This is a genomic window from Streptomyces sp. Ru62 (assembly GCF_002920615.1).
Taxonomy (GTDB): Bacteria; Actinomycetota; Actinomycetes; order Streptomycetales; family Streptomycetaceae; genus Streptomyces.
The window spans coordinates 33,270-59,126 of the sequence record NZ_PQSU01000010.1 but is presented as its reverse complement, the minus strand read 5'-3'; the positions used below and the strand labels follow the sequence as shown (position 1 = coordinate 59,126).

Below are 25,857 nucleotides of genomic sequence, written 5' to 3'. Positions count from 1 at the left end.
ATGTCCTGCTTAACGTGCAGCGTTGGCCTGGCCTCACGCGGCTTTCACTCCACCGACAGCCCGACGCCATGTGGCCTTCGCCTTGCACACGCGCCGGGACGGGGTCCCGGCCTTCTTCGGGTTGGGGATGGTCCGTGCGACGCGCGCACAGACAAGGAAGAGGCGCCCCTTGGGCGTTGGCCATGGCGCTGGCGGCATCGTTGCTGGCCGCGCCCGCGGCCCAGGCCGCGGGGACGGCCGAGGCGACCGCGGCCGGGCGCAAGCAACCGGTCGACGTGCCCGCGCAGGCGGCCGGCGGCGTGCCGCGCGACGGCGCCGAGCCGACACAGACCAAGCCGGTCCGGCCGGTATGGCCCAAGGCGGCGCATGCCCGCCTCGCCCTGTCCGGTCTGAAGCCGGGCAGGACCCTGCCCGTGACACCGGCCGGCGACACCTCGGACGCGGCCGCCGTGCACGTCGGACCCGCTCCCGCGACGACCCTGGCCACGCAGCGGTCCGCCATCGCGGTCCCCGCCCCGACGGACGTCGACGTCAAGGTCCTGGACCGGACCGGGCTGAAGCGGACGAACGGCATCGGCATGGGCGTCCAGCTCACGCGGCGCGACGGCCGCGGCACGCCCGGCCCGGTGAACGTCACCTTCGACTACTCGAAGTTCAAGTACGCCTACGGCGGCAACTTCGCCGCCCGTCTGCACATCGTCGCCCTGCCGGCCTGCGCGCTGACCACACCGGAGGCGAAGGGCTGCTCGACGGCCGACCCGCGGCCCGTGCCGGTCCACAACGACGTGGCCAAGGGCACCATCACCGCGACCGTGCAGGCCGACGGCGACCCCAAGCCGGCCATCTCGGTCATCCAGCCGGACCGGACGGCGAGGTCCGCGTTCCCGTCCTCGACGCTGAGCGCCGCCACGACATCGGGTGCGACGGTGTACACGCTGGCGTCGACGTCGTCCTCCGATGCCGGTGACTACCGGGCGTCCTCGCTGAAGCCGTCCGGTTCCTGGAACGTCTCCACCGGTTCCGGCGCCTTCTCGTACAGCCTGCCCTTCGACGTGCCCAAGCCGCCCGCGGGCCAGGCGCCGTCGCTGGCACTGTCGTACAACTCCCAGTCGGTGGACGCCCTCACCTCCGCCCAGAACACCCAGGCCAACTGGACCGGCCTCGGCTGGGACCTGAGCGGCATCGGCTTCATCGAGCGCCGCTACCGGGGCTGCCAGGACGACGGCACGGGCACCGGCTGGGTCGGCGACCTGTGCTGGGACTCGCCCAACTCCACCAAGGAGCCGGACGGGGCCGTCTACGTCATCAACTTCAACGGCGTCACCTCCAACCTGGTCCAGGACGACAACGGCACCGGCTCCTACCACGTGCAGGACGACCCGGGCTGGCGGGTGCAGCACCTGACCGGTGGTCACGGCGCGGACGACGAGTACTGGGTGGTGTCCACCCAGGACGGCATGCGCTACTACTTCGGCTGGGGCCGCTCCGAGCGCACCGACGCCGCCACGGACTCGGTACTGACCGTCCCCGTCTTCGGCAACAACCCCGGAGAGCCCGGCTACGACGGCGGTGTCGGCGTCAGCACCCAGGCATACCGCTGGGGCCTGGACCGGGTCGTCGACCCAGACGAGGTGGAGACCGCCTACTTCTACGACAAGGAGCAGAACCACTACCGCTCCGTGCTGCTCGCCGACCAGGCGCGCGTCTACGACTCCGCCGCCTATCCGGTGCGCATCGAGTACGGCTGGGCCGCCCAGATACCCGGCGCGCAACTGCCCGCCAAGGTGGACCTGCGCTACGTGGGCCGCTGCGTGGAGCGGATGGCGGACAAGGACCCGCTGGCGAGCGAGCCGGCGGACTGCCCCGGCATCTCCGACCACCCGGACTCCTACCCGGACGTGCCGACGGACCTGATGTGCGACGGCACGAGTGCCGACGACGGCTGCAGGACGATCAAGGGTGAGACGTACTCGCCGACGTTCTTCGCCACGAAGATGCTGTGGGACGTCAAGACCTTCGTCCGGGACGACGACAGCTCCGCCTGGGACCCGGCGATGCAGTACCAGATGAAGTACGGGCTGCCCAACCCCGAAGGCACCGTCGACAACACCCTGTGGCTGGACTACATCCAGCGCAGGGGCTACGGCGACGGCACCGACATCACCCTGCCCACCATCAACATCAACGGTGAGTGGCGGGACAACCAGCTCGGCGGCGGTGTGCTCAACTTCCGCCGGGTCACCCAGATCCACCAGGACCTCGGCTCGTTCGTCAACGTCACCTACCGCAACTACGACGCCCAGGACGCCTGCGACATCGACAACCCGCCCAGCGAGTCGAACAACACCCAGGCCTGCTTCAAGCAGCGCTGGGTGCCCGAGGGGGCCACGGACGAGAAGACGGGCTGGTTCAAGAAGTACGTCGTCGCCAAGGTCAGCGTCGACCCCGGCCCCGGCTCGGGCTCGGGCAACGACGGCGACCCGGTGATGACCACCACCTACGACTACGTCGGCAAGCCCGCGTGGGCGTTCCCCAACGACCCGCTGACCAAGGACAAGGACGAGTCCTGGACCGACTGGCGCGGCTACCAGCAGGTCGAGGTCCACACCGGTACCAAGTCGAACGCGGCCTCCACCTACTACTGGCTGTACCGCGGCATGGACGGCGACCGCACCGACAAGGACGACCCGTCCAAGACCCGCAGCGTGACCGTCGACGACGGTGACAGCGGCCGCCCGGCGGTGACCGACTCCCCCTGGCTCAACGGCAAGGTGCTGGAATCGAGCAACCGCGACGGCTCCGGCCAGTCGCACAAGCGGGTCTGGCACGAGTACTGGGCCTACGACACCGCGCAGTACGAGGGTCTGCCCGACGCCCGCTTCGTCCGCGACTCCAAGACCACCACGGACGAGCTGACCTCCAGCGGCTGGCGCGAGCACACCGTTAAGAACGAGTTCGACGACACGGAGCCGGCCAGCACCAAGTACGGCCTGCCGATGCGCACCAACGACTGGGGCCTGTCGGACACCGACGACAACCGGTGCACCACCTTCGGCCGTGCCTACAACACCGACTACTTCCCCGACTCGCAGGTCCAGCGCTGGATGGTGCTGCCCGACGAGACCCGGCACTACGCCGCCGACTGCGCGGCCAGGTCCTCGGCCAACCAGGACGCCTACGCCGTCACCCTGTACGACGACGCGACCTCGGTCGACACCGACAAGCCGACCGACGGGCACCCCACCACGGTGCGCGCCTACACGGACGCCACGCACTACCGCGAGACCAAGGCGAAGTTCGACCAGGCCGGCCGGCAGATCTCCACGACCGACGGCGAGCAGAACACCACCACGACGACCTACCAGCCCGCCACCTCCTGGCCGGTCGACGGTGTCAAGGTGACCACGCCCGACCCGGACGGCAGCGGCCCGGCCACACCGCAGACCACCACCACCTGGTACTCCCGCCTGTGGGGAGCGCCCTACCGCATCCAGGACCCGAACAACCAGACCACGCGTATCGTCCTGGACTCCGTGGGCCGCGTCTCCAAGGTGTTCAAGCCCTCGCAGATCTCCGCCTACCCCGACGGCACGCCCACCCTCAAGTACCAGTACGACATCACCACCTCGGACAACAGCGAGGGCGTACCGGACCTGGTCTCGACCGTCCCGACCAAGGTCACCACGACCACGCTGCAGTCCGCCGGGAAGGTCCTGACCAGCTACGACTACCTGGACGGCCTCGGCCGTGCCCGCGAGACCCAGGTCCCGGCGCCCACCGGCACCGGACGGACCGTGATCTCGACCCGCTACGACACGTCGGGCAACGTCACGGGCACCAGTGCCGCGTTCTACAACTCCGGCGCGGCCGGGTCGGGCATGGTCCTGCCCACCGTGGACAGCCTGCCATCCTACACCGATGTGGTCATCGACTACGCCGGCCGCACCACCGAGTCCCGGATCATGGTGAACGGCGATCCGCAGGCCCAGGGCCGGACGATCACCAACTACCACGGTGACTACACCACCACGGTGCCTCCCGCCGGTGAGCGCACCAACACCTACACCGACGTGTTCGGGCAGGTGAGCAAGGTCGTCGAGTTCGGTCCGTCCACGTACACGACGTATTACGACTACAACCGCAGCGGTCAGCTCTCCAAGATCACTGACTCCAAGGGGAACATCACCACCTACACCTACAACTGGCTCGGTGAGCACACGGGCGGCAAGGACCCCGACGCGGACCTCAACGGCACGGGCGTCATCACCTACGACGACAACGGCAACGTCGAGACGGTCAAGGACGCGGGCGGCACGGTCCTCACCTACACCTACGACCACCTCAACCGTCCGCTGACCGTGCAGAACGGCACCAAGGTGCTGACCCGCAACACCTACGACACGGCTGCGGGCGGCATCGGCAGGCCGGCCACCTCCACGTCGTACGCGGGTGGTTACGCCTACACCGACAAGATCAACGCCTACGACGCCGACGGCAACGCCACCGAGGCGCAGACGACCGTCCCGGCGGACGGCACGGGCTTCGAGAACACCTACACGACGAAGTCCGCCTACAACGCGCTGGGCCAGCAGACCAGCATCACCTACCCGGCCGTCGGCGACCTGCCGCAGGAGACCGTCACCACGCAGTACGACGGCTTCGGCAACCCCGAGAAGGTCACCAGCGACCTGAACAACACGGTCTACGTCGACTCCACCGGCTTCGACAGCCTGGGCCGGCTGACCGACCGCACCTACGGCACCACGGCCACGACCACGACCACGGCCCGCCGCTCGTACACCTACGACGACGCCGACGGCACCGGCTGGCTGAAGAACATCACCACCACCAGCAGCACGAAGGGCACCGTCCAGAACGACGACTACCTCTACGACAACGCCGGCCAGACCACCGACCTGGCCGACAGGATCACCGGACAGCACCAGTGCTCCACGTATGACGAGCTGAACCGCCTCAGCCGTGCCTGGACCACCGGGGCGAGCACCGGCTGCGCCGGTCCCTTCTCCCCCGACCTGGCCACCGGCAAGGACCCCTATCAGCTCGACTACACCTACGACGGCATCGGCAACCTGCAGAAGGTCACCAACACCACCGCCACGGGCGCCCAGGTCAACGACTACGTCTACCCCGGCTACTCCGCCGACCAGTCGACGTACACCGCCGGCGCCGCCCACCCGCACGCCGTGACCTCGGTGAAGACCCCGACGGGCACCGACCTCTACGACTACGACGACGACGGCCAGATGAAGAGCCGCACCGTCGGCGGGAAGCAGACGACCCTCGTCTGGAACGAACTGCACCAGGTGACGTCCGTCTCCGGCGCCGCCACCACGGGCTACGTCTACGCCGCGTCCGGTGACCTCCTGGAGCGGAAGTCCACGGACGAGACCGTCCTGTACCTCACGGGCCAGGAGATCCACAAGGCACCCGGCGCCGCTCCGAAGGCCACCCGTTACTACGGCGACGGCACCACGACCGTGGCGATGCGCACCGCGGTGGACAAGACCAGCAGCAAGCTGAGCTGGCTCATGTCCGACACCCAGGCGTCGGCCCAGCTGACCGTCGACGCGGGGACGGGCGCCGCGCAGCGCCGGCGCTACCTGCCCTTCGGCGCCCAGAACGGCGGCACCGCCCTGCCGTCCGGCTCGGACCGGGGCTTCCTCGGCAAGACCGAGGACGACGCGACGGGCCTGTCCATCCTGGGCGCCCGCATGTACGACCCGAAGCTGGGCCGGTTCCTCAGCCCGGACCCGCTCAACTCGCCGTACGACCCGCAGTACCTCAACGCCTACTCGTACTCCCTCAACAACCCCGTCACCTACAGCGACCCCGACGGACTGCGGCCCATCACGCCGTGCGAGTACGGCTGCGACCACGGTGACCAGTCCTACCGGGACTGGATGACCCCGAACGGTGACGGCACCTGGTCCTACCACTACGAGTACTCCAACTACGTCTACAACGGACAGGGGGAGCTGCACAGCGTCGTCAAGACGGGCAGCGACCTGCCCCCGCTCGGCAAGAAGATCGTGTACAAGCCCCTGGACATCACCGCCCAGGTGACGGTCATCAAGGCGCTCGCCTCGACCTTCCTGCCCGACCCGAAGGCATGGAAGGACTGCCTCTCGGGTTCGGGGGTCTCCAGCTGCCTCATCGCCGGCACCGACCTGCCCCTGGGCAAGGCGCTGAAGCTGGTGCCCGACTCCGTGCTGAAGAAGGGCGCCAAGGCCGCCGAGGAATGGATCACCAAGCTCACCAAGGGGTGCAACTGCTTCCTCGCCGGCACGGACGTCCTGCTGGGCGACGGCAGGACGACCAAGGACATCGAGGACGTCAAGGTCGGTGACAAGGTCCTCACCACCGACCCGGAGACCGGCAGGACCACCTCGCAACGGGTGACCCGCCGCATCGTCACCGACACCGACAAGCACTTCAACGAGCTGTCCATCGCCACCGAGGACGGCATCGAGAAACTGACGGCGACCCACGAACACCCCTTCTGGTCCCCGTCACAACACGACTGGGTCCAGGCCGGCGACCTCAAGCCGGGCATGACCCTGCGCACGGACGACGACCGCACGGTCATCATCACCGCCAACCACCCGTTCACGACGCACGCCCGCACGTACAACCTCACGGTCGAGAACGTCCACACGTACTATGTGCTGGCGGGTGGGACGCCGGTCCTGGTGCACAACAGCACGTGCACGAAGGCGCTCAACCTTCCCGGGTGGCGGAAGGTGGACATCGATATGGACCATGTCCTTGACCGACACACCGCCGCAGGCAAGACCTACAAGCAGAGCGGGATCAAGACGAAATTCCCGGACTACATGTCCCGAGGGGAAATCGAGTCCACGATTCGCCAGGCATACAGGTCGTCCTCGGTCGCCGGGCGTTCGCAAGGAGACCGGGTCTTCCTGCGGGGATCGGCGAACGGACTCGATATCGAGATGTGGGTGAACAAGGCAACCCGCACGATCGAGACCGCCTACCCGGTTTGGAGGTGACGTTGATGGAGTTCGAACTGTTCTGTGACCTGGAGTCACTCGACCTCGCCAGGTCGGGCTCCATCTGGGGTGACGTCTGGATCGAGATCTCCGGTTCGCCCTTCCCGGAGGCGAACTGGAACGACATGCCGGTCGCGTTCCTCGCAGAACTGATCGACGCGCTTGCCTTTGCGCGCCAGGCTGCGGGCAGAAGCACAAGAGTAAGATTCTTCGACGGTCCTTTCTGGATCGATCTGGTCGGTCGCGGCGATGATTCCGTGAGCGTTTCAGCCAATTCCCACGGCGCAGGCGAAGAGGCAACGGTCAGCGCTCAGGACATGGCCCGATCATTGGCGGCGGTCCGGGAAAAGCTGGTCCGCGCGTGCCTGGAGCGGGGCTGGGGTGAGCAGATGGACGTCCGCCGTCTGCAAAACCGGTAACAGCCCGTCGACGAGCGCCAGAGGCTCGACGAGTGCACTGCGAAGGCCCCGTCAGGCACGTCCTGGCGGGGCCCCCGCCGTGTGGACGGCAGGTCGTCGGCGGCTCGATGCCGGCGCCGGTCCGGGCCTCGCCGACCTCTCAGCAACCGTCGCACGGGCAGCAGCAGTCGCAGCCGTCGCAGGGACAGTCGCAGTTCCGGCAGCAGCCCTCCCGCTTCTTCCGGGACCACGGCCCCTCGTATTCCTCGGCGCAGCACATCCTGCAGGTGCAGCACAGCGCGAAGAACATCCCGCAGCCCGCCCAGAAACCGCGTCGGCCCTTGACCGGCTCGGGCGGCGGCCCGAAACCGCCGTCGAATCCGCCACCGCCCCCGCCGAAGCCGCCGCCCCCGCCGGGAGAACCGCCGCCGGCGTACGGATTGCCCGGAAGGGGAGCGCCGGCGCCGTACGGGTTCCCACCGCCGTACGGCTGTTGCGGCCCTCCGGCTCCGTACGGCCCCGGCTGCGTCCCCGCGTCGTAGGACCCCCGCGGCCCCCCGTGCCGATCGGCGGCGCACACCGGTGCCGCCCCGAAGGCCCGGTCCACCGAGCGGCGCAGTTCGTGGACGAGGAGGAGATGGACGAGCCGGCCGTCGCGGAACTCGGTGTCCCGCAGGGCGAGCCGGATGCCGTGCAGGGCGTCGTCGGCGAGCCGGCGCGCCTCGGTGAGGGGTGTGCCGGTGGCGGTGAGCGGGTTCCAGGCACCCGACGCGGCGTCAGCCCCCCGGTCCTCCACGGCGTCCAGCAGGTGCGCGAGCCGGCCGAAGAGGCGGCCGGCCTCGGCCAGCGGTCCGGCGTTGTCCGGCCGTCCGGCCAGCAGCGCGGTGTGCGCGAAGGCCGCGGCGGTCGCGGTCTCGGTCGGCTCGGTGACCGTGAGGACCGGCGTGCCGGGCCCGGCCAGGGCCTCGACGCCGGGTTGCCGGTCGACGGCGTCGACGAGGACACCGGTGTCGAAGCCGACCGCCGCCCCGCCGCGCTCCCCGGCCCGGCCCCAGTTCACGGCGAGCCGGCGCGCGGCGGCGGCGACCGGCGCGCGGGCCAGCAGTCCGTCCCGGTCGGCGACATGGTCGCGCACCTTCGCGGAGGCGAGCACGAGGGAGACGGCGGCGGCGAGCCGGGCGCCCTCACCCTGTGCGACGGACGCGGTCCGCATGCCACGCAGCGCGCACGGCCCGGCCGTCCGGCGGGTACCGCTGAGCGGGCCGGTCTGCGCCTCTGTCAGTACCGATATGAGAAGCCCGTCGTAATTTGTCACGATCCGTGCGAACTGACCGTGGTCGCGACGCAGGGCAAGGCACAGCCCGCACAAGTGCGCCATCCAGTCGGCCCTGAACCGCTCACCGAGCCGGTGGGCGCAGGGCCTGACGATTCCGAACACAACATCCCCCGTACTGTGATACGACGTTGGCGTTCACCCGTACGCACCGTGCATCACCCGTCCGCCGCAGACAATCATATTTCACTCTCAGTCAGCAGCCGTATGAGTCTCGCCCCTTGGGGCACAAGGACTCTCGACGGATCCGCTGTGCACCAGTACCGTCACAAACCCCCCGCGCGGCGTCTATCCACTTGGCGCGCCGTCCGCATCATGGATGACCATAGGGATGCGGAAAGCAAGAAAGACCGCTGTGAGAGGAGGCGTCCATGGGATCGGTACGCAAGGCGAGTGCGTGGCTCGGCCTCGTCGACGACAACGATGACGAGCGCTACTACGACGACGACTACTCCGAGGGCACCGAGTCCGGGGACGCCTGGGTCACCGACCCCCGGGTGAAGGTGGCCACGGACACGGCCGAGGACAAGGGCCGCCGGATCGGCACGGTGACCCCGGACAGCTTCCGGGACGCCCGCGCCATCGGCGAGCTGTTCCGGGACGGTGTCCCGGTCATCATGAACCTCACCAACATGGAGCCCGGCGACGCCAAGCGGGTCGTGGACTTCGCGGCGGGGCTCATCTTCGGTCTGCGCGGCTCGATCGACCGCGTCTCCAACCGGGTGTTCCTGCTCACCCCGGCCGACACCGAGATCATCAGCGGCGAGGCGTCCGCCCACCGCTCGGACGGCTTCTTCAACCAGAGCTGAGGCGGGGCCGCCGCACCGGCCCCGCCTCCGCACCGCGGCTCACCGGAAGGCGTCGAGCCCGGTGAGCGCCTTGCCCAGCACGAGCTGGTGCATCTCGACGGTGCCCTCGTAGGTGAGCACCGACTCCAGGTTGGTCGCGTGCCGCATCACCGGGTACTCCAGGGAGATCCCGTTGGCACCGAGGATCGTCCGCGCCGTACGGCAGATCTCGATGGCCTCGCGGACGTTGTTGAGCTTGCCGAAGCTGACCTGCTCGGGACGCAGGCGGCCGGCGTCCATCCGCCGCCCCAGATGGTGGGCGAGCAGAATCCCCTTGTGCAGCTCCACCGCCATGTCGGCGAGCTTGGCCTGGGTGAGCTGGAAGCCGCCGATGGGCCGCCCGAACTGCTCCCGTGACCTGGCGTAGTCGAGGGCCGCCTCGAAGCTGCTGCGCGCCGCGCCCATCGCGCCCCAGACGATGCCGTAGCGGGCGTGCGACAGACAGCTGAGCGGTCCGCGCAGCCCGGTGACCTCCGGCAGCACGGCCGTGGCGGGCAGTCGTACGTCGTCCAGGACGAGTTCGCTGGTGACGGAGGCGCGCAGGGACCACTTGTGCTTGATCTCCGGTGCCGAGAAGCCGGGACTGCCGGTGGGGACGACGAAGCCGCGGATGCCCTCCTCGGTCTGCGCCCAGACGACGGCGACCCCGGCGACCGAGCCGTTGGTGATCCACATCTTGCGGCCGTTCAGCACCCAGTCGTCGCCGTCCCGCTTGGCGTGGGTGCGCATCGAGGCCGGGTCGGAGCCGTGGTCGGGCTCGGTCAGCCCGAAGCAGCCGATCACCTCGCCGGCCGCCATGCGCGGCAGCCACTGGAGCTTCTGCTCCTCGCTGCCGAACCGGTGGATGGCGTACATCGCGAGGGACCCCTGCACGGAGACCAGCGACCGGATGCCGGAGTCGGCCGCCTCCAGTTCGAGGCAGGCCAGGCCGTACTGGACTGCGCTCGCGCCCGCGCAGCCGTAGCCGGTGAGGGACATGCCGAGGGCGCCGATCGAACCCAGTTCGCGCGCGAGGTCCCGGATGCCGGGCAGTTCGCCCTTCTCGTACCAGTCTGCGACGTACGGCAGCACACGGTCGGCCGCCCACGCGCGGACGGTGTCCCGGACGGCCAGGTCCTCCGGCTCCAGCAGGTCGTCGATCCCGAGCGGGTCGGCGGCGTCGAACGGGGGCAGCTTCGCGGACGCGGACATGGAACACCCTCCGGAACACGGGACGTCACACGGGACGTCGGCAAAACTAGCAGCGCTAGTTACGACTCTCCGGCCGACGTTACGGTGCAGTGTCCCGCACGTCCAGAGGAGGTCAGGCGGTGACCCGCGGCTTCCCGGCCGCCGCCTCCGCCCCGCGCGGCGACGGCAGCGCGGGCTCACCGCCCACCGGCTCCTCACCGCACTGCATGAGCCACGGCAGCCGCAGCGCCATCGCCGCGCCCAGCAGCAACAGGCCCGCGCTCACGAGCAGCGTCACATGCAGCCCGTGCACGAAGGAGTCCCGCGCCGCGCGGCGCAGCGCGGCCCCGGCCGTGCCGCCGAGCCGTCCGGCGACCTCGTACGCCTCGCCGAGAGAGTGTCCCGCCGCGGTCGAGGCGGGCCGAGGCACGCCCGGCACCGACCGCAGCCCCGGCGTGTAGGCCGCGTTCATCACGCTGCCCAGCAGCGCGATGCCGATACCGGCCCCGAGCTGGTACGACGTCTCGCCGATCGCCGCCGCGCCGCCGGCCTGGTCGGCCGGGGCCTCGCTGAGCATCGACTCGTAGGCCCCGAAGAGCGTGGTCTCCAGGCCGAAGCCCAGCAGCACGAAGCCGGCCAGCAGCAGCGTCGGGTCGTCGGTGCCGCCCATGCCCGTCAGCGTCAGCACCGCCGCCGCCGTCAGGCAGAAGCCGAAGCACACCATGCGGCGCGGTCCGAAGCGGCGCAGCATGCGCGCGCCCGCCAGGCCGGCCGCCATCGCGGCGAGGGTGAGGGGCAGCAGCCTCAGCCCGGTCTGCAGCGGGGACAGGCCGAGCACCAGTTGCAGGTACTGGGCGGCGATCAGCTCCAGGCCGACCAGCGCCAGCATGGCCAGCACGATGCAGCCCACCGAGGTGCTGAACGCGGGCCGGCGGAACATGCGCAGGTCCACCAGCGGATGCCGGAGCCGCCGCTGGCGCCGTACGAAGAGGAAGAGGAGGGCGGCGCCGGTCAGCAGCGGCAGCACGGTGAGGGGGCTCGCGACCGCCTCCCCGCCGCCGAGCCGCTTCACGCCGAAGACCACGCCGAACAGCCCGGCCGCCGCCATCAGCGCGCCGGTCACGTCCCAGGGGCCCTCGCGGTCACCCCGGGACTCGGGCAGCAGCATCCGGCCCACCGGCAGACTCACCAGCATCAGCGGGATGTTGACCAGGAAGACCGCGCCCCACCAGAAGTGCTCCAGCAGGAAGCCGCCGAGCAGCGGTCCGACCGCCGCGCCGACCGCCGCGACGGCACTCCAGACGCCGATGGCGAGGGCACGCTCGCGCCGGTCGGGGAAGACCTGACGCAGGATCGACAGGGTGGCCGGCATGATCATGGCGCCGCCGACGCCGAGCAGCGCGCGGGCGACGATGAGCATCTCGGCGGTCGGCGCGAACGCGGCCACGGCGGAGGCGACCCCGAAGAGGGTGTAGCCGAGCAGCAGGACGCGTCTGCGGCCGACCCGGTCGCCGAGGGTGCCGAAGAGGATCAGCAGCGAGGCACAGACCAGCGGGTAGACGTCGACGATCCAGAGCAGTTCGATGGCGCCCGGCTTGAGGTCCTCGGTGACGGCGGGGACCGCCACGTGCAGCACGGTCGCGTCGAGCGCGACGAGCAGCAGGCTGACACAGAGCACGACGAGGACGACCCAGCGGTTGGCACCTGCCCCGGGCGCCCGACGGCGCGGCCGTACGGCAGCCGTGGTCGTCCCGGACATGTACGTACCTCCCAGATGATCCCTCGTACGGGGCGGACCGACGGGGCGGGGACCCCCTGTCGTACGGCCGGAGAGGAGCGGTGTCTCCGGCCCGCGCGAACCCACGCGAGTGACTCGTCAGCGTACGCGAGTCCGTCGCGCGGTCACGTGGCGGACCTCTCACCCGCCGGAGGGAACCCGTGTGGCGTACGCCACGTCACCCGCTCTTGACCCTGACCCGGCGAGAGGTCCGGTGGAGCGCGCGGTCGATAATCGAGCCCGTGACCGATCTTGCGACGCGTGCGGCCCCGCCCCACCCCCCTCTTCTGCGCCGGGCGGCCCCGGCCCTCCTGGGCTACGCGGCGGTCCGCGCCCTGGGGCTGGTGGTGCTGGCGGTGTGGAGCGCCGCGCGCGGCAAGAGCGCGTTCACCTTGCTGACCGCGCGCTGGGACTCGCTGTGGTACACGCGGGTCGCCGAACTGGGGTACGGCTACGAGGTACGGCTGCCGAACGGGGACGTCCACTCCAACCTCGCGTTCTTCCCGTTGCTGCCCTGGCTGGAGCGGCTGCTGCACGCGGTCACCCCGCTGTCGTACGCGGCGGCCGGGTTCGTGGTGAGCCTGGTGGCCTCGCTCGCCGCCGCGGCCGGGATCTTCGCGGTCGCGGACCGGGTGTACGGCCCCCGCGTCGGGACGTGCGCGGTGCTGCTGTGGGCGGTGCTGCCGGTCGGGATCGTGCAGTCGATGGCGTACAGCGAGTCGCTGTTCACGGCGCTGGCGGCCTGGTCGCTGTACGCGGTGCTGACCGGGCGGTGGGTGAGCTCGGGCGCGCTGGCGGCCCTGGCCGGGCTGACCCGGCCGGTGGGGGCGGCGGTGGTCGCGGCGGTGTGGGTGGCGGGCGCGGTCTCGTTCTGGCGAGAGCGCGGCGCGAAGCACACGCCGGACGCGGTCTCGTTCGGGCGAGAGCGCAGCGCGAGCCACACGCCGGGCGCGCGTGATGAGGAACACGCGCCCGCGCTCACCCCCGGCGCACCCGTCACCCCGTACGCCCCCGGCCGACGGCGCGCGCTCGGCATGCTGCTCGCTCCGCTCGGGGCCGCCGGCTACGTCCTCTGGGTCGGCCACCGCACCGGCAAGGGCCCGCTCGGCTATCTGGACGTACAGGCCGGATGGCGCAACGGGTTCGACGGCGGCTACGCCTTCGCCCGCTTCGTGGCCGACAAGTTCACGTCATTCCCGTCCGCTCTCGCCGGCCTCGGCCTGATCGCCGGGGTGGCCCTGCTGATCTGGCTGTACGTCACCGGGGTCCGCGCGCGCCAGCCGGTCGAACTGCTGGTCTACACGGGGGTCGTGCTGGCCCTCGCCCTCTGCGCGTCGAGCTACTTCGGCTCCAAGCCGCGGCTGCTGATGCCCGCCTTCCCGTTGCTGCTGCCGCTCGCCCGTGCCCTGGCCCGGCCGCGCACCCCCCGATCGGCCCTGCTCACGGCGGGGTTGGCGGTCGCGGCGGCGGTCTACGGGGCGTTCTGGCTGAACGGTTCCGGTCCACCATGATCCACCGGGCCGCCCGATGACGCCCCGGAGAATTCCGCGCCAGGACCGGGTTAACACATTCATAAGCGCCATATAAACAACACCCGGCATGATCAAAGGAATTGGCCCGATCGGACTCACAGGATTGCGGAATCCCGGGAATTCGGGCCGCCCTTGAGAGGTTTCCCACATCACATCGTCATCACAAAGACGCTGTTTCGACCGGGAACACCGCTCACTCGCTGTAACGTCGATTGGGTGCGTACCGAACGAAACCTCACCCGGCGTCTGGACCGGGTGTTCGCCAGACTGGACCGTGAGCCGGAACGACCGGCCCACATCGATGTGCCGAGGATGAGCCGGCACCGGGTCGTTCTGTTCTCCGCGACCCTGGCTTTCTACCTGGCGATCGTGTGGGCCGTGGTGACGACCTCGTGGCTGGTCCGGCTGGACTGGCAGGTCATGTTCTTCCGGCCGTACCAGCAGTGGCCCGAGATCCACGCGTTCCTCGACTACTACGTGGTGCTGGGCCAGCGCGGCCCCACCGCCGTGATGGTCGCGGCCTGGCTCGGCTGGCGCTCCTGGCGGCAGCACACACTCCGCCCGCTGCTCACCCTGGCCACCTCGTTGCTCCTGCTGAACATCACGGTCGGCGCCGCCAAGCTCGGCATGGGGCGGCTCGGTCCGCACTACGCGACCGTGATCGGCTCGAACGAGATGGGCCTGGGCGGCGATATATTCCCCAGCGGCCACACCGCCAACGCGGTGGTGACCTGGGGAATCCTGGCGTATCTGGCCTCCACCCCGACGGCGCGCCGCTGGCTGTCGGCCCTTTCCGCGGTCACCTCGCTCGGCGTCGGCCTCACCACCGTCTACCTCGGTACGCACTGGCTGAGCGACGTGCTGCTGGGCTGGGCCGCCGGTCTGCTGATCCTGCTCGCCCTGCCCTGGTTCGAGCCGCTGATCGCCAGGGCCGAGCTGTGGCTCTTCGACCTGCGCGACCGTTGGCGCGCCCGCCGCGGCCTGCCCGCGCCCGAACCGGCCGTGCCGGTCACGCCGGTGCTGCTCAAGCCGCGCAACCTGCCGGCCGAGCAGCCGACGCCGGCCCGCGAGCCGGTGGCCTCCACCCGTTCCTCCAGGGGCCTGGCGCACCTCGCGCCCGGACCGCACACGGCCCGTTCGGAACGCACCCCGGTCACCCCGGCGGGCAGCCGCCGTCCGCCGCACGCCGACCGCCTCCCGCGCGGCACGTCCCAGCCGGCCCGGCCGCTGACCGGCGGCTGACAGCCCGCACCGGCACGGGGTTCGGTACGCACCACCGCCCCACGCCACGCCGCAGGCCCCGCTCCCGTTCCTGGAGCGGGGCCTCGCGCGTATCCACGGGAACGGGCGGTCAGCCCTTCCAGGCGCGGGCCACCCGGCCGTCCCGCACCTCGAAGTTCAGCCGTCCGGCCCGGTACTCCATGGTGATGATCGCGCCCGGCGGCAGCGACCGCACCGTCGACCAGCCGCGCTGCCGCGCGAGCCGTTCGGCGTGCGTCGCGTCGAGGCCGACGTACCCGTCCGGGCTGTCCTGGGGCTCCGCTGACGGAGTGGGAATCGGTGCCATGCGGCCACGCTAGGCCGCGACCGGCGGTGACGGAAGCCGGGCACAGACGGGTAAGAGCCGTATCCGGCTCCCGTCACACTTCTGTCACAGCCACCGCGATCCCGTTTCGGCCGCGGTCACATCATCGGCTGCCACGACGCGTGTCACACGAACGGGGGTTTCCGTTCGGCTCACCGGGGTAATCGAGCAGAATTCACGCGTGTCGGAGGGCCACTCCGAATTACCCGGCGGAAAGTGCCGCAGTGGGGATCGGGGCGGGCCCGGGGCCGCGATTCCCCGCGCAATCCGCAGTGGCGCGACGGCGGCTGACACCACATAGGAAATTCACGGATTCAGCACACAACCGCCGGACGCCCTGACGGGGCGCACGCCCGGCGAGTCTCCGGACGACAGCTCGCGGCGCGCGTGCCGCGGGCCGCCGCGGGCCCGGGCGCGACGATGCGAAGGGGCGAGCGAGCGATGGGGACCGAGACCGCAGGGGCGCCGACGCGACCGGTGCGTCGGGCCGGGGCCGGCCGGCTGGTGGTGGACTGGCTCACCACCACCGACCACAAGAAGATCGGCCACCTGTACCTGATCACGGGCTTCGGGTTCTTCCTGGCGGGCGGGGTCATGGCGCTGCTGATGCGCGCGGAGCTCGCCCGGCCGGGGCTTCAGCTCATGGGCAACAACCAGTACAACCAGCTGTTCACGCTGCACGGCACGATCATGCTGCTGCTGTTCGCGACCCCGAGCTTCGCGGGCTTCGCCAACGAGCTGATGCCGTTGCAGATCGGCTCGCCGGACGTGGCCTTCCCCCGGCTGAACATGCTCTCGTACTGGCTCTTCGCGTTCGGCGGCCTGATCGTGCTGGGTTCGCTGCTGGTGCCCACCGGGCCGGCCGCCTTCGGCTGGTTCGCCTACGCGCCGCTCAACGACGCCCGGCACTCCCCCGGCGTCGGTCCGGACCTGTGGATCATGGGCCTGGCGCTGGCCGGCTTCGGGACGATCCTCGGCGCGGTCAACTTCCTCGCCACCATCATCGGGATGCGGGCCCCGGGCATGACCATGTTCCGGCTGCCGATCTTCACCTGGAACACGCTGTTCACGTCGATCATGATCCTGATGGCGTTCCCGGTGCTGGCGGCGGCGCTGCTGGCCCTGGAGTCGGACCGGCGGTTCGGCTCGCAGGTGTTCCAGGCGCCGAACGGCGGGGCATTGCTGTGGCAGCACCTGTTCTGGTTCTTCGGGCACCCCGAGGTGTACATCATCGCGCTGCCGTTCTTCGGGATCATCACGGAGATCATCCCGGTGTTCAGCCGCAAGCCGATCTTCGGCTATCTGACGCTGGTCGGCGCGACGATGGCGATCACCGGGCTGTCCATGGTGGTGTGGGCGCACCACATGTTCGCCACGGGCGCGGTGCTGCTGCCGTTCTTCTCCTTCATGTCGTTCCTGATCGCGGTGCCGACGGGGGTGAAGTTCTTCAACTGGACCGGCACGATGATCAAGGGCTCGCTGTCCTTCGAGACGCCGATGCTGTGGGCGATGGGCTTCTTGGCGACGTTCCTGCTCGGCGGGCTGACCGGGGTGATCCTGGCGTCCCCGCCGATGGACTTCCACGTCACGGACTCGTACTTCGTCGTCGCGCACTTCCACTACGTGGTCTTCGGCACGGTCGTCTTCGCGGTCTTCGGCGGCTTCTACTTCTGGTGGCCGAAGTTCACCGGCAAGATGCTGGACGAGCGGCTGGGGAAGATCCAGTTCTGGACCTTGTTCGTGGGCTTCCACGCCACGTTCCTGGTGCAGCACTGGCTGGGCGCCGAGGGGATGCCCCGCCGGTACGCCGACTACCTGGCGGCCGACGGGTTCACCACGCTCAACACGGTGTCGACCATCGGCTCCTTCCTGCTGGGCCTGTCGACGCTGCCGTTCCTCTACAACGTCTGGAAGACCGCCGTGTACGGGGACAAGGTGGACACCGACGACCCCTGGGGTTACGGCCGCTCCCTGGAGTGGGCCACGTCCTGCCCGCCGCCCCGGCACAACTTCGTCACCCTGCCCCGGATCCGCTCGGAGTCCCCGGCGTTCGACCTGCACCACCCCGAGTACGCGGCCCAGGCTCCGCAGCCCGAGCCAAAGCGCCATCAAGCCGGTCCCGAAGCCTCCTGACGGCGTCGGTCAGCTCGGCGGGCTCGATGACCTCGAACGGCAGGCCCAGCATCAGCAGGTGAACGACCATCACGTCGAGGTTCGCCGCGCCGGAGCGCAGCAGGCACGCGTCCGCCCCGTCGGACTCCAGCGTGCCGGAGGACGGCGAGACGTGCTCGGCGGCCTCGTGCAGGGGCACCAGCAGCCGGACGGTGGAGTGCGTGGGGTAGGCGCCCGTGGAGACGCCCCGTGACACGTAGGCGGCGAGGTCCTCGGCGGGCGGCTCGCGGGGGGTGAAGCGCGGCCCGTGCGGCGGCCTGGGGGTGATCCGGTCCACCCGGAAGGTCCGCCAGTCCGCCCGGTCGACGTCCCAGGCGACCAGGTACCAGCGCCGCTCGGTGCACACCAGCCGGTGCGGTTCGACGGTACGGCGGCTGCTCGCGCCCTCGTGGGTGCGGTACTCGAACCGCAGCCGCTCGGCGTCCCGGCACAGGTGGGCGAGTTCGGTGAGCAGGGCCGGGTCGACGGGGGTCGTCGGCGGGCCGCCGCGCAGCATGGGCACGGTGAAGGCGTTGAGGGCGCTCACCCGGCGGCGCAGCCGGTGCGGCAGCACCTGCTCCAGCTTGGCGAGGGCCCGTACGGAGGTCTCGCCGATGCTCTCGATGCCCTGTCCGGCGGCGGTGCGCAGGCCGACGGCCACCGCGACGGCCTCGTCGTCGTCCAGCAGCAGGGGCGGGAGTTCGGCGCCGACGCCCAGCCGGTAGCCGCCGCCGGTGCCGGGGCTGGCGTGGACCGGGTAGCCCAGCTCGCGCAGCCGGTCCACGTCCCGGCGGACGGTGCGCGGGGTGACGTCGAGCCGTTCGGCCAGCTCCGGTCCGGACCACTCGCGGTGGGCCTGGAGCAGCGAGAGCAGGCGCAACAGGCGTGCCGAGGTCTCCAACATGGGCCCGAGTCTGCCAGGGGACGCGGACAGCCGCTGTCCTCATCGGGACAGCGGCTGCCCGCCGGTGTGCCGGGCTCAGAGCGCGAGGCGCTGCCCGGGCACGATCAGGTTCGGGTCGTCGCCGATGACGGCCTTGTTGGCGGCGTAGATCCGCTGCCAGGTGGTGCTGTGCCGGGCAGCGATGGTGCTCAGGGTGTCTCCCTGGCGGACGGTGTAGTCACCGTGCCGGGCACCACGGCGGGTGGTGGTCGCGGGACGTTCCGGCGCCTTCGCCGGGGTGGACCGGACGGGCGCGGACCTCGTCGTCGCACCGCTGTCGTGGGTCGCCGTACTGGAGGAGCCGGTGCGGGCCGCCGCCGGGGCGGCGCCGGAGGCCCCGGCCCGGCCCGAGCAGACCGGCCAGGCGCCCCAGCCCTGGGCCTGCTGGACCCTGGTGGCGACGGCGATCTGCGCGCTCCTGGAGGCCTGGTCGGCCGTCGGGGCGTAGGCGGAGCCGCCGTACGCGCGCCAGGTCGAGGCGGAGAACTGGAGTCCGCCGTAGTAGCCGTTGCCGGTGTTGATGTGCCAGTTGCCGCCGCTCTCGCACTGGGCGATGCGGTCCCACACCCCGTTGTCGGCCGCGGCGGCGTTGCCGGTCGCTGCCAGCAGTCCCAGCGGGGCCAGCAGGGCGGCTCCGGCGAGCGCGGCCGTCGTACGGCCCTTGCGGGCGCCCTCGGGACGGGCGGTGTTGCGGGTGGTATCGGCACACTCGGACATGTAGTTCCCTCTCCACGAACCCGGGCTCCCCCAAGGCGGAGCGCGTCTCACCGCGTAGGACCGCGGTTCCTCGCGCCCGCCCCGCCCGCCGTGACCGGAGTCGGCGATGCAGCTCTGCCTGTGCCGGTCGGCGGACGTACCCGAGCGGTGCTCGTTGCACACGGCGGAGGAATGTAGGGAGGGTGAGCGGCGGGAATCAACCAACTCGCCGTCGGTCCAGGCCACTTGCCCGTTACCCCGGGTATCGGCGAATTTCGGCCACCCACTACATGCGCGGATTTCCTGATTTGTCGACCACCAGCCGACGCGATCTGTGACCCACTTCACCTCGTCAAGTTCCTTGACGCGGAACGGAGTTGACAGTGAGTGTTCGATTCCGCACCCGAGGTGACCGTGCGCGGCGGAAGGTGCGAACCGGTCGCCCCCGGGGCGTGACCACCACCACAGGACGCCCGTTGTCTTCTTCATGAGCCCGGAACCCCGGGGCTCATCGGCCGGGAGCCACCCGGCCGACCCAGCACCGCATCCCGAGGGAGCCACCCGTGCCGCGCATGCTCGACGTCAGCGACGCCGTACGCGCCGAGATCGGCGACGAAGAAGCCGACCGGCTGCTCGCCGGAGAGAACGCCCCGGGCAGTTACGACTGCACGTCCTGTCGCACCCCGGGCGACTCCGAGCAGGAGCGCACCAGCACCGTTCTGTTCGTCGGCGACGAGACCGCCGTCCTCGCCTTCGCCCACGCCAGCTGTCTGCCCTCGCAGGTCGTCCAGGTGACGGAGGAGCAGCTCCAGGGCGCCGTGCGCTCCATCGGCGCCGTCGGCGGCGACCCGGCCGGCGGTGAGCCGCGCACGTCCGTTCCCGAGCAGGCGGTGCTCGGCGTGACCAGCGGACTCGTCCTGGTCGACGGGGAACTGCACCCCGCGCTCGTCGTCGAGCCGACCTCGCCGATCGTCCGTCCGGGCACCACCGGGGCGGGTGACGACTTCCTGCCGCTGCTCATCGAGCAGGGCTTCATGCCGGTGACCGAGCTGGCGTCCGTCCCCCCGGTGCTGCACGGCTGGTCCGTCCTGCTGGCCGTGGGCCAGTTGCACGCGGTGCTCCAGCCGTCGGCGGTCGGCGGGCAGCCGGTGGCGTGGTGGCAGGCGCACCAGCCGCTCCAGGTGACCGACAGCTGGCGGGCCGCCGCGAACAAGCACCAGCAGGTGCTGATGTTCGCCGCGCCGGTCGGGTCGATCGGGCGTCAGCCGCGGGAGGACCTGCTGCGGGACGCGCTGGACAGGGCCGCCGCAGGCGGCAAGCTGGTCGCCGCGGCGCTTCCCCTCGCGGGCACCTGAGCCCCCGTGAACCGTCCGGCCGCATCTCTTTCCGGTCACGGTCGTTTGGAGATACGTGCACGCATATGACACTCCTCCCCGCCGGTCCTTCTCCTCCGTGCCGTCCGCCCGGGCGGCGCACGAGCCGTCCGGCGGGTCCTCGGCCACGCCGATCTACGACTCGCTCTACGCGGAGTGGGTCAGGACCTTCCGCACACTGCCGGGGGACCGCAGCGGCGAGGAGGAGCTGGGGTTCAGCGCCTTCGGGGACTTCCCGGACGGTTCGGGCACGTACGGCGGGCACCGGGCGGGCACGTTCAGCAGCTCCTACAGCGCCTACAGCGCGGGGGCCTACAGCGCCCGGCAGCAGTCGCAGTGGCAGCGGGTCGGCACGCTGGGCCGGCAGCACGAGACGGGGATGCACCACGTGCCGGCCGCGGCCGCCCTGCCGCCGGGGCCGCGCCGGAGTGCGTGACGGGCACACGGACGAGGAGGGCGGCCCTGGAACACCAGAGCCGCCCTCCTCGTCGTACCGCCGTTACTTCTTCTTCGCGCCGCGCTTCTCGCGCACCCGCACCGAGATGTGGATCGGGGTGCCCTCGAAGCCGAACTCCTCGCGCAGACGGCGCTCGATGAAGCGCCGGTAGCCCGCCTCGATGAAGCCGGAGGCGAAGAGCACGAACCGCGGGGGCTTGGTGCCGGCCTGGGTGCCGAACAGGATGCGCGGCTGCTTGCCGCCCCGGACGGGGTGCGGGTGGGCCGAGACCAGCTCGCCGAGGAAGGCGTTCAGCCGGCCCGTGGGGACGCGCGTCTCCCAGCCGGCCAGCGCCGTCTCGATCGCCGGGACCAGCTTCTCCATGTGCCGGCCGGTGCGCGCCGAGACGTTGACCCGGGGCGCCCAGGCGACCTGGCCCAGCTCGGTCTCGATCTCCCGCTCCAGGTAGTAGCGGCGCTCCTCGTCCAGCGTGTCCCACTTGTTGAAGGCGATGACCATCGCGCGGCCCGCCTCGACGGCCATGCTGATGATCCGCTGGTCCTGCACGGAGATGGACTCGGCGGCGTCGATCAGCACGACGGCGACCTCGGCCTTCTCCACGGCGGCGGCCGTGCGCAGCGAGGCGTAGTAGTCGGCGCCCTGCTGGAGGTGGACGCGCTTGCGGATACCGGCGGTGTCGACGAACTTCCAGGTCTTGCCGCCGAGTTCGATGATCTCGTCCACCGGGTCGCGGGTGGTGCCCGCCAGCTCGTTGACGACGACGCGCTCCTCGCCGGCCACCTTGTTCAGCAGCGAGGACTTGCCGACGTTCGGGCGGCCGATCAGGGCCACGCGGCGGGGGCCGCCGATCGCGGTGCCGAAGGACTGCTCGGGGGCGTCCGGCAGGACCTCCAGGACGGCGTCGAGCATGTCGCCCGTGCCGCGGCCGTGCAGGGCCGAGACCGGGTGGGGCTCGCCGAGGCCCAGGTTCCACAGGTAGGCGGCGTCGGCCTCGCCGCTCGGGCCGTCGACCTTGTTGGCGCACAGCACGACCGGCTTGCCGGCCTTGCGCAGCAGCCGGACGACGGCCTCGTCGGTGTCGGTCGCGCCGACCTTGGCGTCGACCACGAAGACCACCGCGTCGGCCGCCTCGATCGCGTACTCGGCCTGGGCGGCCACGGAGGCGTCGATGCCGAGGACGTCCTGCTCCCAGCCGCCGGTGTCGACGACCTTGAAGCGGCGGCCGGCCCATTCGGCCTCGTAGGTGACGCGGTCGCGGGTGACGCCGGGCCGGTCCTCCACGACCGCCTCACGGCGGCCGATCATCCGGTTCACCAGTGTCGACTTGCCGACATTGGGGCGGCCGACGACGGCCAGCACGGGCAGCGGACCGTGGCCCGCCGCCTCGATGGCGCCCTCGACGTCCTCGATGTCGAAGCCCTCTTCCGCGGCGAGCTCCATGAACTCCGCGTACTCGGCGTCGCCGAGAGCCCCGTGCTCGTACTCGTGCTCGGCCGAGCCGTCGGGCTGGATGTCGTCGTTCATGAAGTCCGTACCTCGTCGTTCATTCGTGGTGATCGGTGGAAGGAGCCCCCGCGGGGGCTGATCCACTACTCAAGTGTCGCCCGGCGCCCGGTCAGGCGCCTGGCGTTTTCCAGGTGGCTGGTGAGCTGCTTCTGGATGCGCTCGGTCGCCTCGTCCAGCGCCTTGCGCGTACGCCGCCCGTTGCCGTCGCCCGCCGGGAAGGGGTCGCCGAAGACGACGTCGACGCGGGAGCGCAGCGGCGGCAGTGCCTTTATCAACCGGCCGGGCCGCTCCGCGCTTCCCAGGACGGCCACGGGGACGATCGGCGCCCCGCTGCGAACCGCGAAGTAGGCCAGCCCGGCGCGCAGCGAGGCGAAGTCGCCCTCGCCCCGGGTGCCCTCCGGGAAGATGCCCAGCACTCCCCCGGCCGCCAGCACGTCGAGGGCCTGGCCGATCGCGGTCCGGTCGGCGGCGGCGCGGTCCACCTTCAGCTGGCCGATACCGGTCAGGAAGGGGTCCAGCGGGCCAGTGAAGGCTTCCTTCTTGATCAGGAAGTGCGTCGGCCGGGGTGCCACGCCCATGACCATCGGGCCGTCGATGTTGTGGGAGTGGTTCACCGCGAGGATCACCGGGCCGGTGGCCGGCACCTTCCAGGCACCGAGCACGCGCGGCCGCCACAGACCGTACATCAGGCCGACGCCGATGCGCCGCCCGATCTCGGCGCCCCGCTCCGACGCGACCGGCGGACGGCTCACTTCCCGGCCCGCTTCTCCTCGACCAGGGTGACGACGCACTCGATGACCTGGGCGAGGGTGAGCTCGGTGGTGTCCACCTCGACCGCGTCGTCGGCCTTGGCGAGCGGCGAGGTCTTGCGGCTGGAATCGGCCGCGTCCCGCTTGATCAGGGCCTCGCGGGTGGCGTGGACGTCGGTGCCCTTCAGCTCGCCGCTGCGGCGGGCCGCGCGGGCCTCCGGGGAGGCGGTGAGGAAGATCTTCAGGTCGGCGTCCGGCAGGACGGTCGTACCGATGTCCCGGCCCTCGACCACGATGCCGTTCTCCGCGCCGGCGGCCAGGGAGCGCTGCAGCTCGGTGATCCGGGCGCGCACCTCGGGCACCGCGCTGACCGCGCTGACCTTGGAGGTGACCTCCTGGGTACGGATCGGGCCGGCCACGTCGACGCCGTCGACCGTGATGGTCGGGGCGGCCGGATCCGTGCCGGAGACGATCTCGGGCTTGCCGGCGACGGCGGCGATCGCGGTCGGGTCGTCCAGGTCGATGCCGTTGGTCACCATCCACCAGGTGATCGCCCGGTACTGGGCGCCGGTGTCCAGGTAGCTGAGGCCGAGGTGTGCGGCCACGGCCTTCGACGTGCTCGACTTGCCCGTGCCGGAGGGACCGTCGATGGCGACGATCACGGGCTTGGCGGTCGGGGCGGCGCCGTTTTCCACGGGAGGGCACCTTCCTGGTGAAGGGTGGGAGCGGGGTCCGGGGCGCGAGGGCGCCCCGGACAAGGTTACTGGCTCGCGGGAGGCGCCCTCACCGGGTGTTACTGGCGCAGTGCCCAGCCCCGCTCGCGCAGTGCCTCCTCCAGCACGGGAACCGCCTTCGGTTCGACGCTCAGCTGGACCAGACCGGCCTGCTGCCCGGTCGCGTGCTCGATCCGGACGTCCTCGATGTTGACCCCGGCCCGGCCCGCGTCGGCGAAGATGCGGGCCAGCTGGCCGGGCTGGTCGTCGATGAGGACGACGACGGTCTCGTACGCGCGCGGGGCGCTGCCGTGCTTGCCGGGTACCCGCACCTGGCCCGCGTTCCCGCGGCGCAGCACGTCCTCGATCCCGGCGGTGCCCTCACCGCGCTTGGCCTCGTCGGAGGACTGCAGGGCGCGCAGCGCCCGGACCGTCTCGTCCAGGTCGGCGGCGACGTCGGAGAGCAGGTCGGCGACCGGTCCCGGGTTCGCGGACAGGATGTCGATCCACATGCGCGGGTCGGAGGCGGCGATCCGGGTCACGTCCCGGATGCCCTGCCCGCACAGCCGTACGGCGGCCTCCTCGGCGTGCTCCAGGCGCGCGGCGACCATGCTGGACACCAGGTGGGGCATGTGGGAGACGAGGGCGACGGCGCGGTCGTGGGCGTCGGCGTCCATGACGACCGGTACGGCCCGGCAGTGCGAGACCAGCTCCAGGGCGAGGTTGAGCACCTCGGTGTCGGTGTCCCGGGTCGGGGTGAGCACCCAGGGGCGGCCCTCGAAGAGGTCGCCGGTGGCGGCCAGCGGGCCGGACTTCTCCCGGCCGGACATGGGGTGCGTGCCGATGTACGCGCTGAGGTCCAGGCCGAGCGCCTCCAGCTCACGGCGGGGGCCGCCCTTGACGCTGGCGACGTCCACGTAGCCGCGGGCCACGCCCCGGCGCATGGCGTCGGCGAGGACCCGGGCCACATGGGCGGGCGGGGCCGCCACGATCGCCAGGTCGACGGGGCCCTCGGGGGCCTGGTCGGTACCGGCACCCAGTGCGGCGGCCGTGCGGGCCTGCTCGGGGTCGTGGTCGGCGAGGTGGACGGTGACACCGCGCTGGGCGAGGGCCAGGGCGGCGGAGGTGCCGATGAGGCCGGTTCCGATGACGAGTGCGGTTCTCACTGGGCGATGTCCTTGCGCAGGGCCGCGGCGGCGCCGAGGTAGACGTGGGCGATGTCGGCGCGGGGCCGGTCCGACTCGATGTGCGCGAGGATCCGCACGACGCGGGGCATGGCGCCCTCGATGTCCAGTTCCTGCGCGCAGATCAGGGGGACGTCCACGATGCCGAGCTTGCGGGCGGCGGCGGCCGGGAAGTCGCTGTGCAGGTCGGGGGTGGCCGTGAACCAGATGCTGATCAGGTCGTCGGCGGTCAGCCCGTTCCGCTCCAGGACCGCGGTGAGCAGGGCCCCGACCCGTTCCTCCATGTGACCGGCCTCGTCCCGCTCCAGTTGGACGGCCCCCCGGACCGCTCGTACCGCCACGGCGCTGCTCCTCGCTGACGTGCGTGTTCCGTTCTTGGTCCGTCCAGCGTAGTCAGCCCGCGCGGGACGG

The 25,857-nt window shown here is 71.0% G+C and carries 19 protein-coding genes; 8 read left to right on the top strand and 11 right to left on the bottom strand.

The genetic code is table 11. The features are described from left to right. Positions 1 to 182: 182 nt before the first annotated feature. Together C3492_RS15200 and C3492_RS15195 are read left to right on the top strand one after the other, a co-directional pair. A complete protein-coding gene (locus tag C3492_RS15200; RefSeq protein WP_103812299.1) occupies positions 183 to 7,031 on the top strand; it encodes an RHS repeat-associated core domain-containing protein in 6,849 nt (2,282 codons plus the stop codon). A 5-nt stretch (positions 7,032 to 7,036) separates the two neighbouring features. Next, positions 7,037 to 7,450 carry a hypothetical protein gene (locus C3492_RS15195; protein WP_146075692.1) on the top strand — a complete coding sequence of 138 codons (414 nt, stop codon included), beginning with the start codon at positions 7,037 to 7,039 and terminating at the stop codon, positions 7,448 to 7,450. A 139-nt stretch (positions 7,451 to 7,589) separates the two neighbouring features. On the opposite strand, the gene C3492_RS15190 is transcribed toward C3492_RS15195, so the two are convergent. Then, positions 7,590 to 8,867, bottom strand: coding sequence for a DUF5685 family protein (locus tag C3492_RS15190; RefSeq protein WP_181140379.1), 1,278 nt, complete (start codon positions 8,865 to 8,867; stop codon positions 7,590 to 7,592). Between the two features lie 266 nt (positions 8,868 to 9,133). On the opposite strand from C3492_RS15190, the gene C3492_RS15185 reads away from it, so the two are divergent. Then, entirely contained in the window at positions 9,134 to 9,571 is a 438-nt protein-coding gene (locus tag C3492_RS15185) for a cell division protein SepF (protein WP_103812297.1), read from the top strand. A 39-nt stretch (positions 9,572 to 9,610) separates the two neighbouring features. Here the strand turns inward: C3492_RS15185 and C3492_RS15180 are convergent, their stop codons facing one another. After that, the gene (locus C3492_RS15180) at positions 9,611 to 10,801 is read right to left on the bottom strand and encodes an acyl-CoA dehydrogenase family protein (RefSeq protein ID WP_103812296.1); all 1,191 of its coding nucleotides are present in this window, start codon (positions 10,799 to 10,801) and stop codon (positions 9,611 to 9,613) included. A gap of 112 nt (positions 10,802 to 10,913) precedes the next feature. Next, positions 10,914 to 12,539 carry an MFS transporter gene (locus C3492_RS15175; RefSeq protein ID WP_103812295.1) on the bottom strand — a complete coding sequence of 542 codons (1,626 nt, stop codon included), beginning with the start codon at positions 12,537 to 12,539 and terminating at the stop codon, positions 10,914 to 10,916. Between the two features lie 260 nt (positions 12,540 to 12,799). Between C3492_RS15175 and C3492_RS15165 the strand changes: the two genes are divergently transcribed. Together C3492_RS15165 and C3492_RS15160 are read left to right on the top strand one after the other, a co-directional pair. Beyond that, on the top strand, positions 12,800 to 14,068 hold the full coding sequence (locus C3492_RS15165) for a glycosyltransferase family 39 protein (RefSeq protein WP_103812293.1): 1,269 nt from the start codon (positions 12,800 to 12,802) through the stop codon (positions 14,066 to 14,068). A 237-nt stretch (positions 14,069 to 14,305) separates the two neighbouring features. Beyond that, positions 14,306 to 15,331: a phosphatase PAP2 family protein gene (locus tag C3492_RS15160; RefSeq protein WP_103812292.1), complete on the top strand. Its 1,026-nt coding sequence runs from the start codon at positions 14,306 to 14,308 to the stop codon at positions 15,329 to 15,331. A gap of 109 nt (positions 15,332 to 15,440) precedes the next feature. Here C3492_RS15160 and C3492_RS15155 read toward each other — a convergent pair whose 3' ends face one another. Continuing rightward, on the bottom strand, positions 15,441 to 15,656 hold the full coding sequence (locus C3492_RS15155; protein WP_103812291.1) for an I78 family peptidase inhibitor: 216 nt from the start codon (positions 15,654 to 15,656) through the stop codon (positions 15,441 to 15,443). Between the two features lie 459 nt (positions 15,657 to 16,115). Here C3492_RS15155 and ctaD point away from each other — a divergent pair, with 459 nt between their 5' ends. Beyond that, positions 16,116 to 17,807, top strand: coding sequence for a cytochrome c oxidase subunit I (gene ctaD / locus C3492_RS15150; protein ID WP_146075691.1), 1,692 nt, complete (start codon positions 16,116 to 16,118; stop codon positions 17,805 to 17,807). On the opposite strand, the gene C3492_RS15145 is transcribed toward ctaD, so the two are convergent. Both C3492_RS15145 and C3492_RS15140 read right to left on the bottom strand, forming a co-directional pair. After that, the gene (locus C3492_RS15145; protein WP_103812290.1) at positions 17,689 to 18,729 is read right to left on the bottom strand and encodes a YafY family protein; all 1,041 of its coding nucleotides are present in this window, start codon (positions 18,727 to 18,729) and stop codon (positions 17,689 to 17,691) included. The two genes, ctaD and C3492_RS15145, sit on opposite strands and share 119 nt — an antisense overlap. Positions 18,730 to 18,804: 75 nt before the next feature. Further along, the gene (locus tag C3492_RS15140) at positions 18,805 to 19,485 is read right to left on the bottom strand and encodes a transglycosylase family protein (protein ID WP_103812289.1); all 681 of its coding nucleotides are present in this window, start codon (positions 19,483 to 19,485) and stop codon (positions 18,805 to 18,807) included. A gap of 542 nt (positions 19,486 to 20,027) precedes the next feature. Here C3492_RS15140 and C3492_RS15135 point away from each other — a divergent pair. Both C3492_RS15135 and C3492_RS15130 read left to right on the top strand, forming a co-directional pair. Further along, entirely contained in the window at positions 20,028 to 20,819 is a 792-nt protein-coding gene (locus C3492_RS15135) for a hypothetical protein (RefSeq protein WP_103812288.1), read from the top strand. 55 nt (positions 20,820 to 20,874) lie between these two features. Continuing rightward, entirely contained in the window at positions 20,875 to 21,273 is a 399-nt protein-coding gene (locus C3492_RS15130) for a hypothetical protein (protein WP_103812287.1), read from the top strand. Positions 21,274 to 21,336: 63 nt separating this feature from the next. On the opposite strand, the gene der is transcribed toward C3492_RS15130, so the two are convergent. The 5 genes from der to aroH form a co-directional block, all read right to left on the bottom strand. Next, a complete protein-coding gene (gene der, locus C3492_RS15125; RefSeq protein WP_103812286.1) occupies positions 21,337 to 22,818 on the bottom strand; it encodes a ribosome biogenesis GTPase Der in 1,482 nt (493 codons plus the stop codon). A gap of 65 nt (positions 22,819 to 22,883) precedes the next feature. Then, the gene (locus tag C3492_RS15120) at positions 22,884 to 23,591 is read right to left on the bottom strand and encodes a lysophospholipid acyltransferase family protein (protein ID WP_374938349.1); all 708 of its coding nucleotides are present in this window, start codon (positions 23,589 to 23,591) and stop codon (positions 22,884 to 22,886) included. After that, complete coding sequence (cmk, locus tag C3492_RS15115) at positions 23,549 to 24,244, bottom strand: (d)CMP kinase (protein ID WP_103812284.1); 696 nt, start codon at positions 24,242 to 24,244, stop codon at positions 23,549 to 23,551. The genes C3492_RS15120 and cmk overlap by 43 nt, the downstream gene beginning before the upstream one ends. 98 nt (positions 24,245 to 24,342) lie before the next feature. Then, positions 24,343 to 25,428 carry a prephenate dehydrogenase gene (locus C3492_RS15110; protein WP_103812283.1) on the bottom strand — a complete coding sequence of 362 codons (1,086 nt, stop codon included), beginning with the start codon at positions 25,426 to 25,428 and terminating at the stop codon, positions 24,343 to 24,345. Beyond that, entirely contained in the window at positions 25,425 to 25,787 is a 363-nt protein-coding gene (gene aroH / locus C3492_RS15105) for a chorismate mutase (protein ID WP_059248520.1), read from the bottom strand. Before aroH ends, C3492_RS15110 begins: the two co-directional genes overlap by 4 nt. Positions 25,788 to 25,857 lie beyond the last annotated feature (70 nt).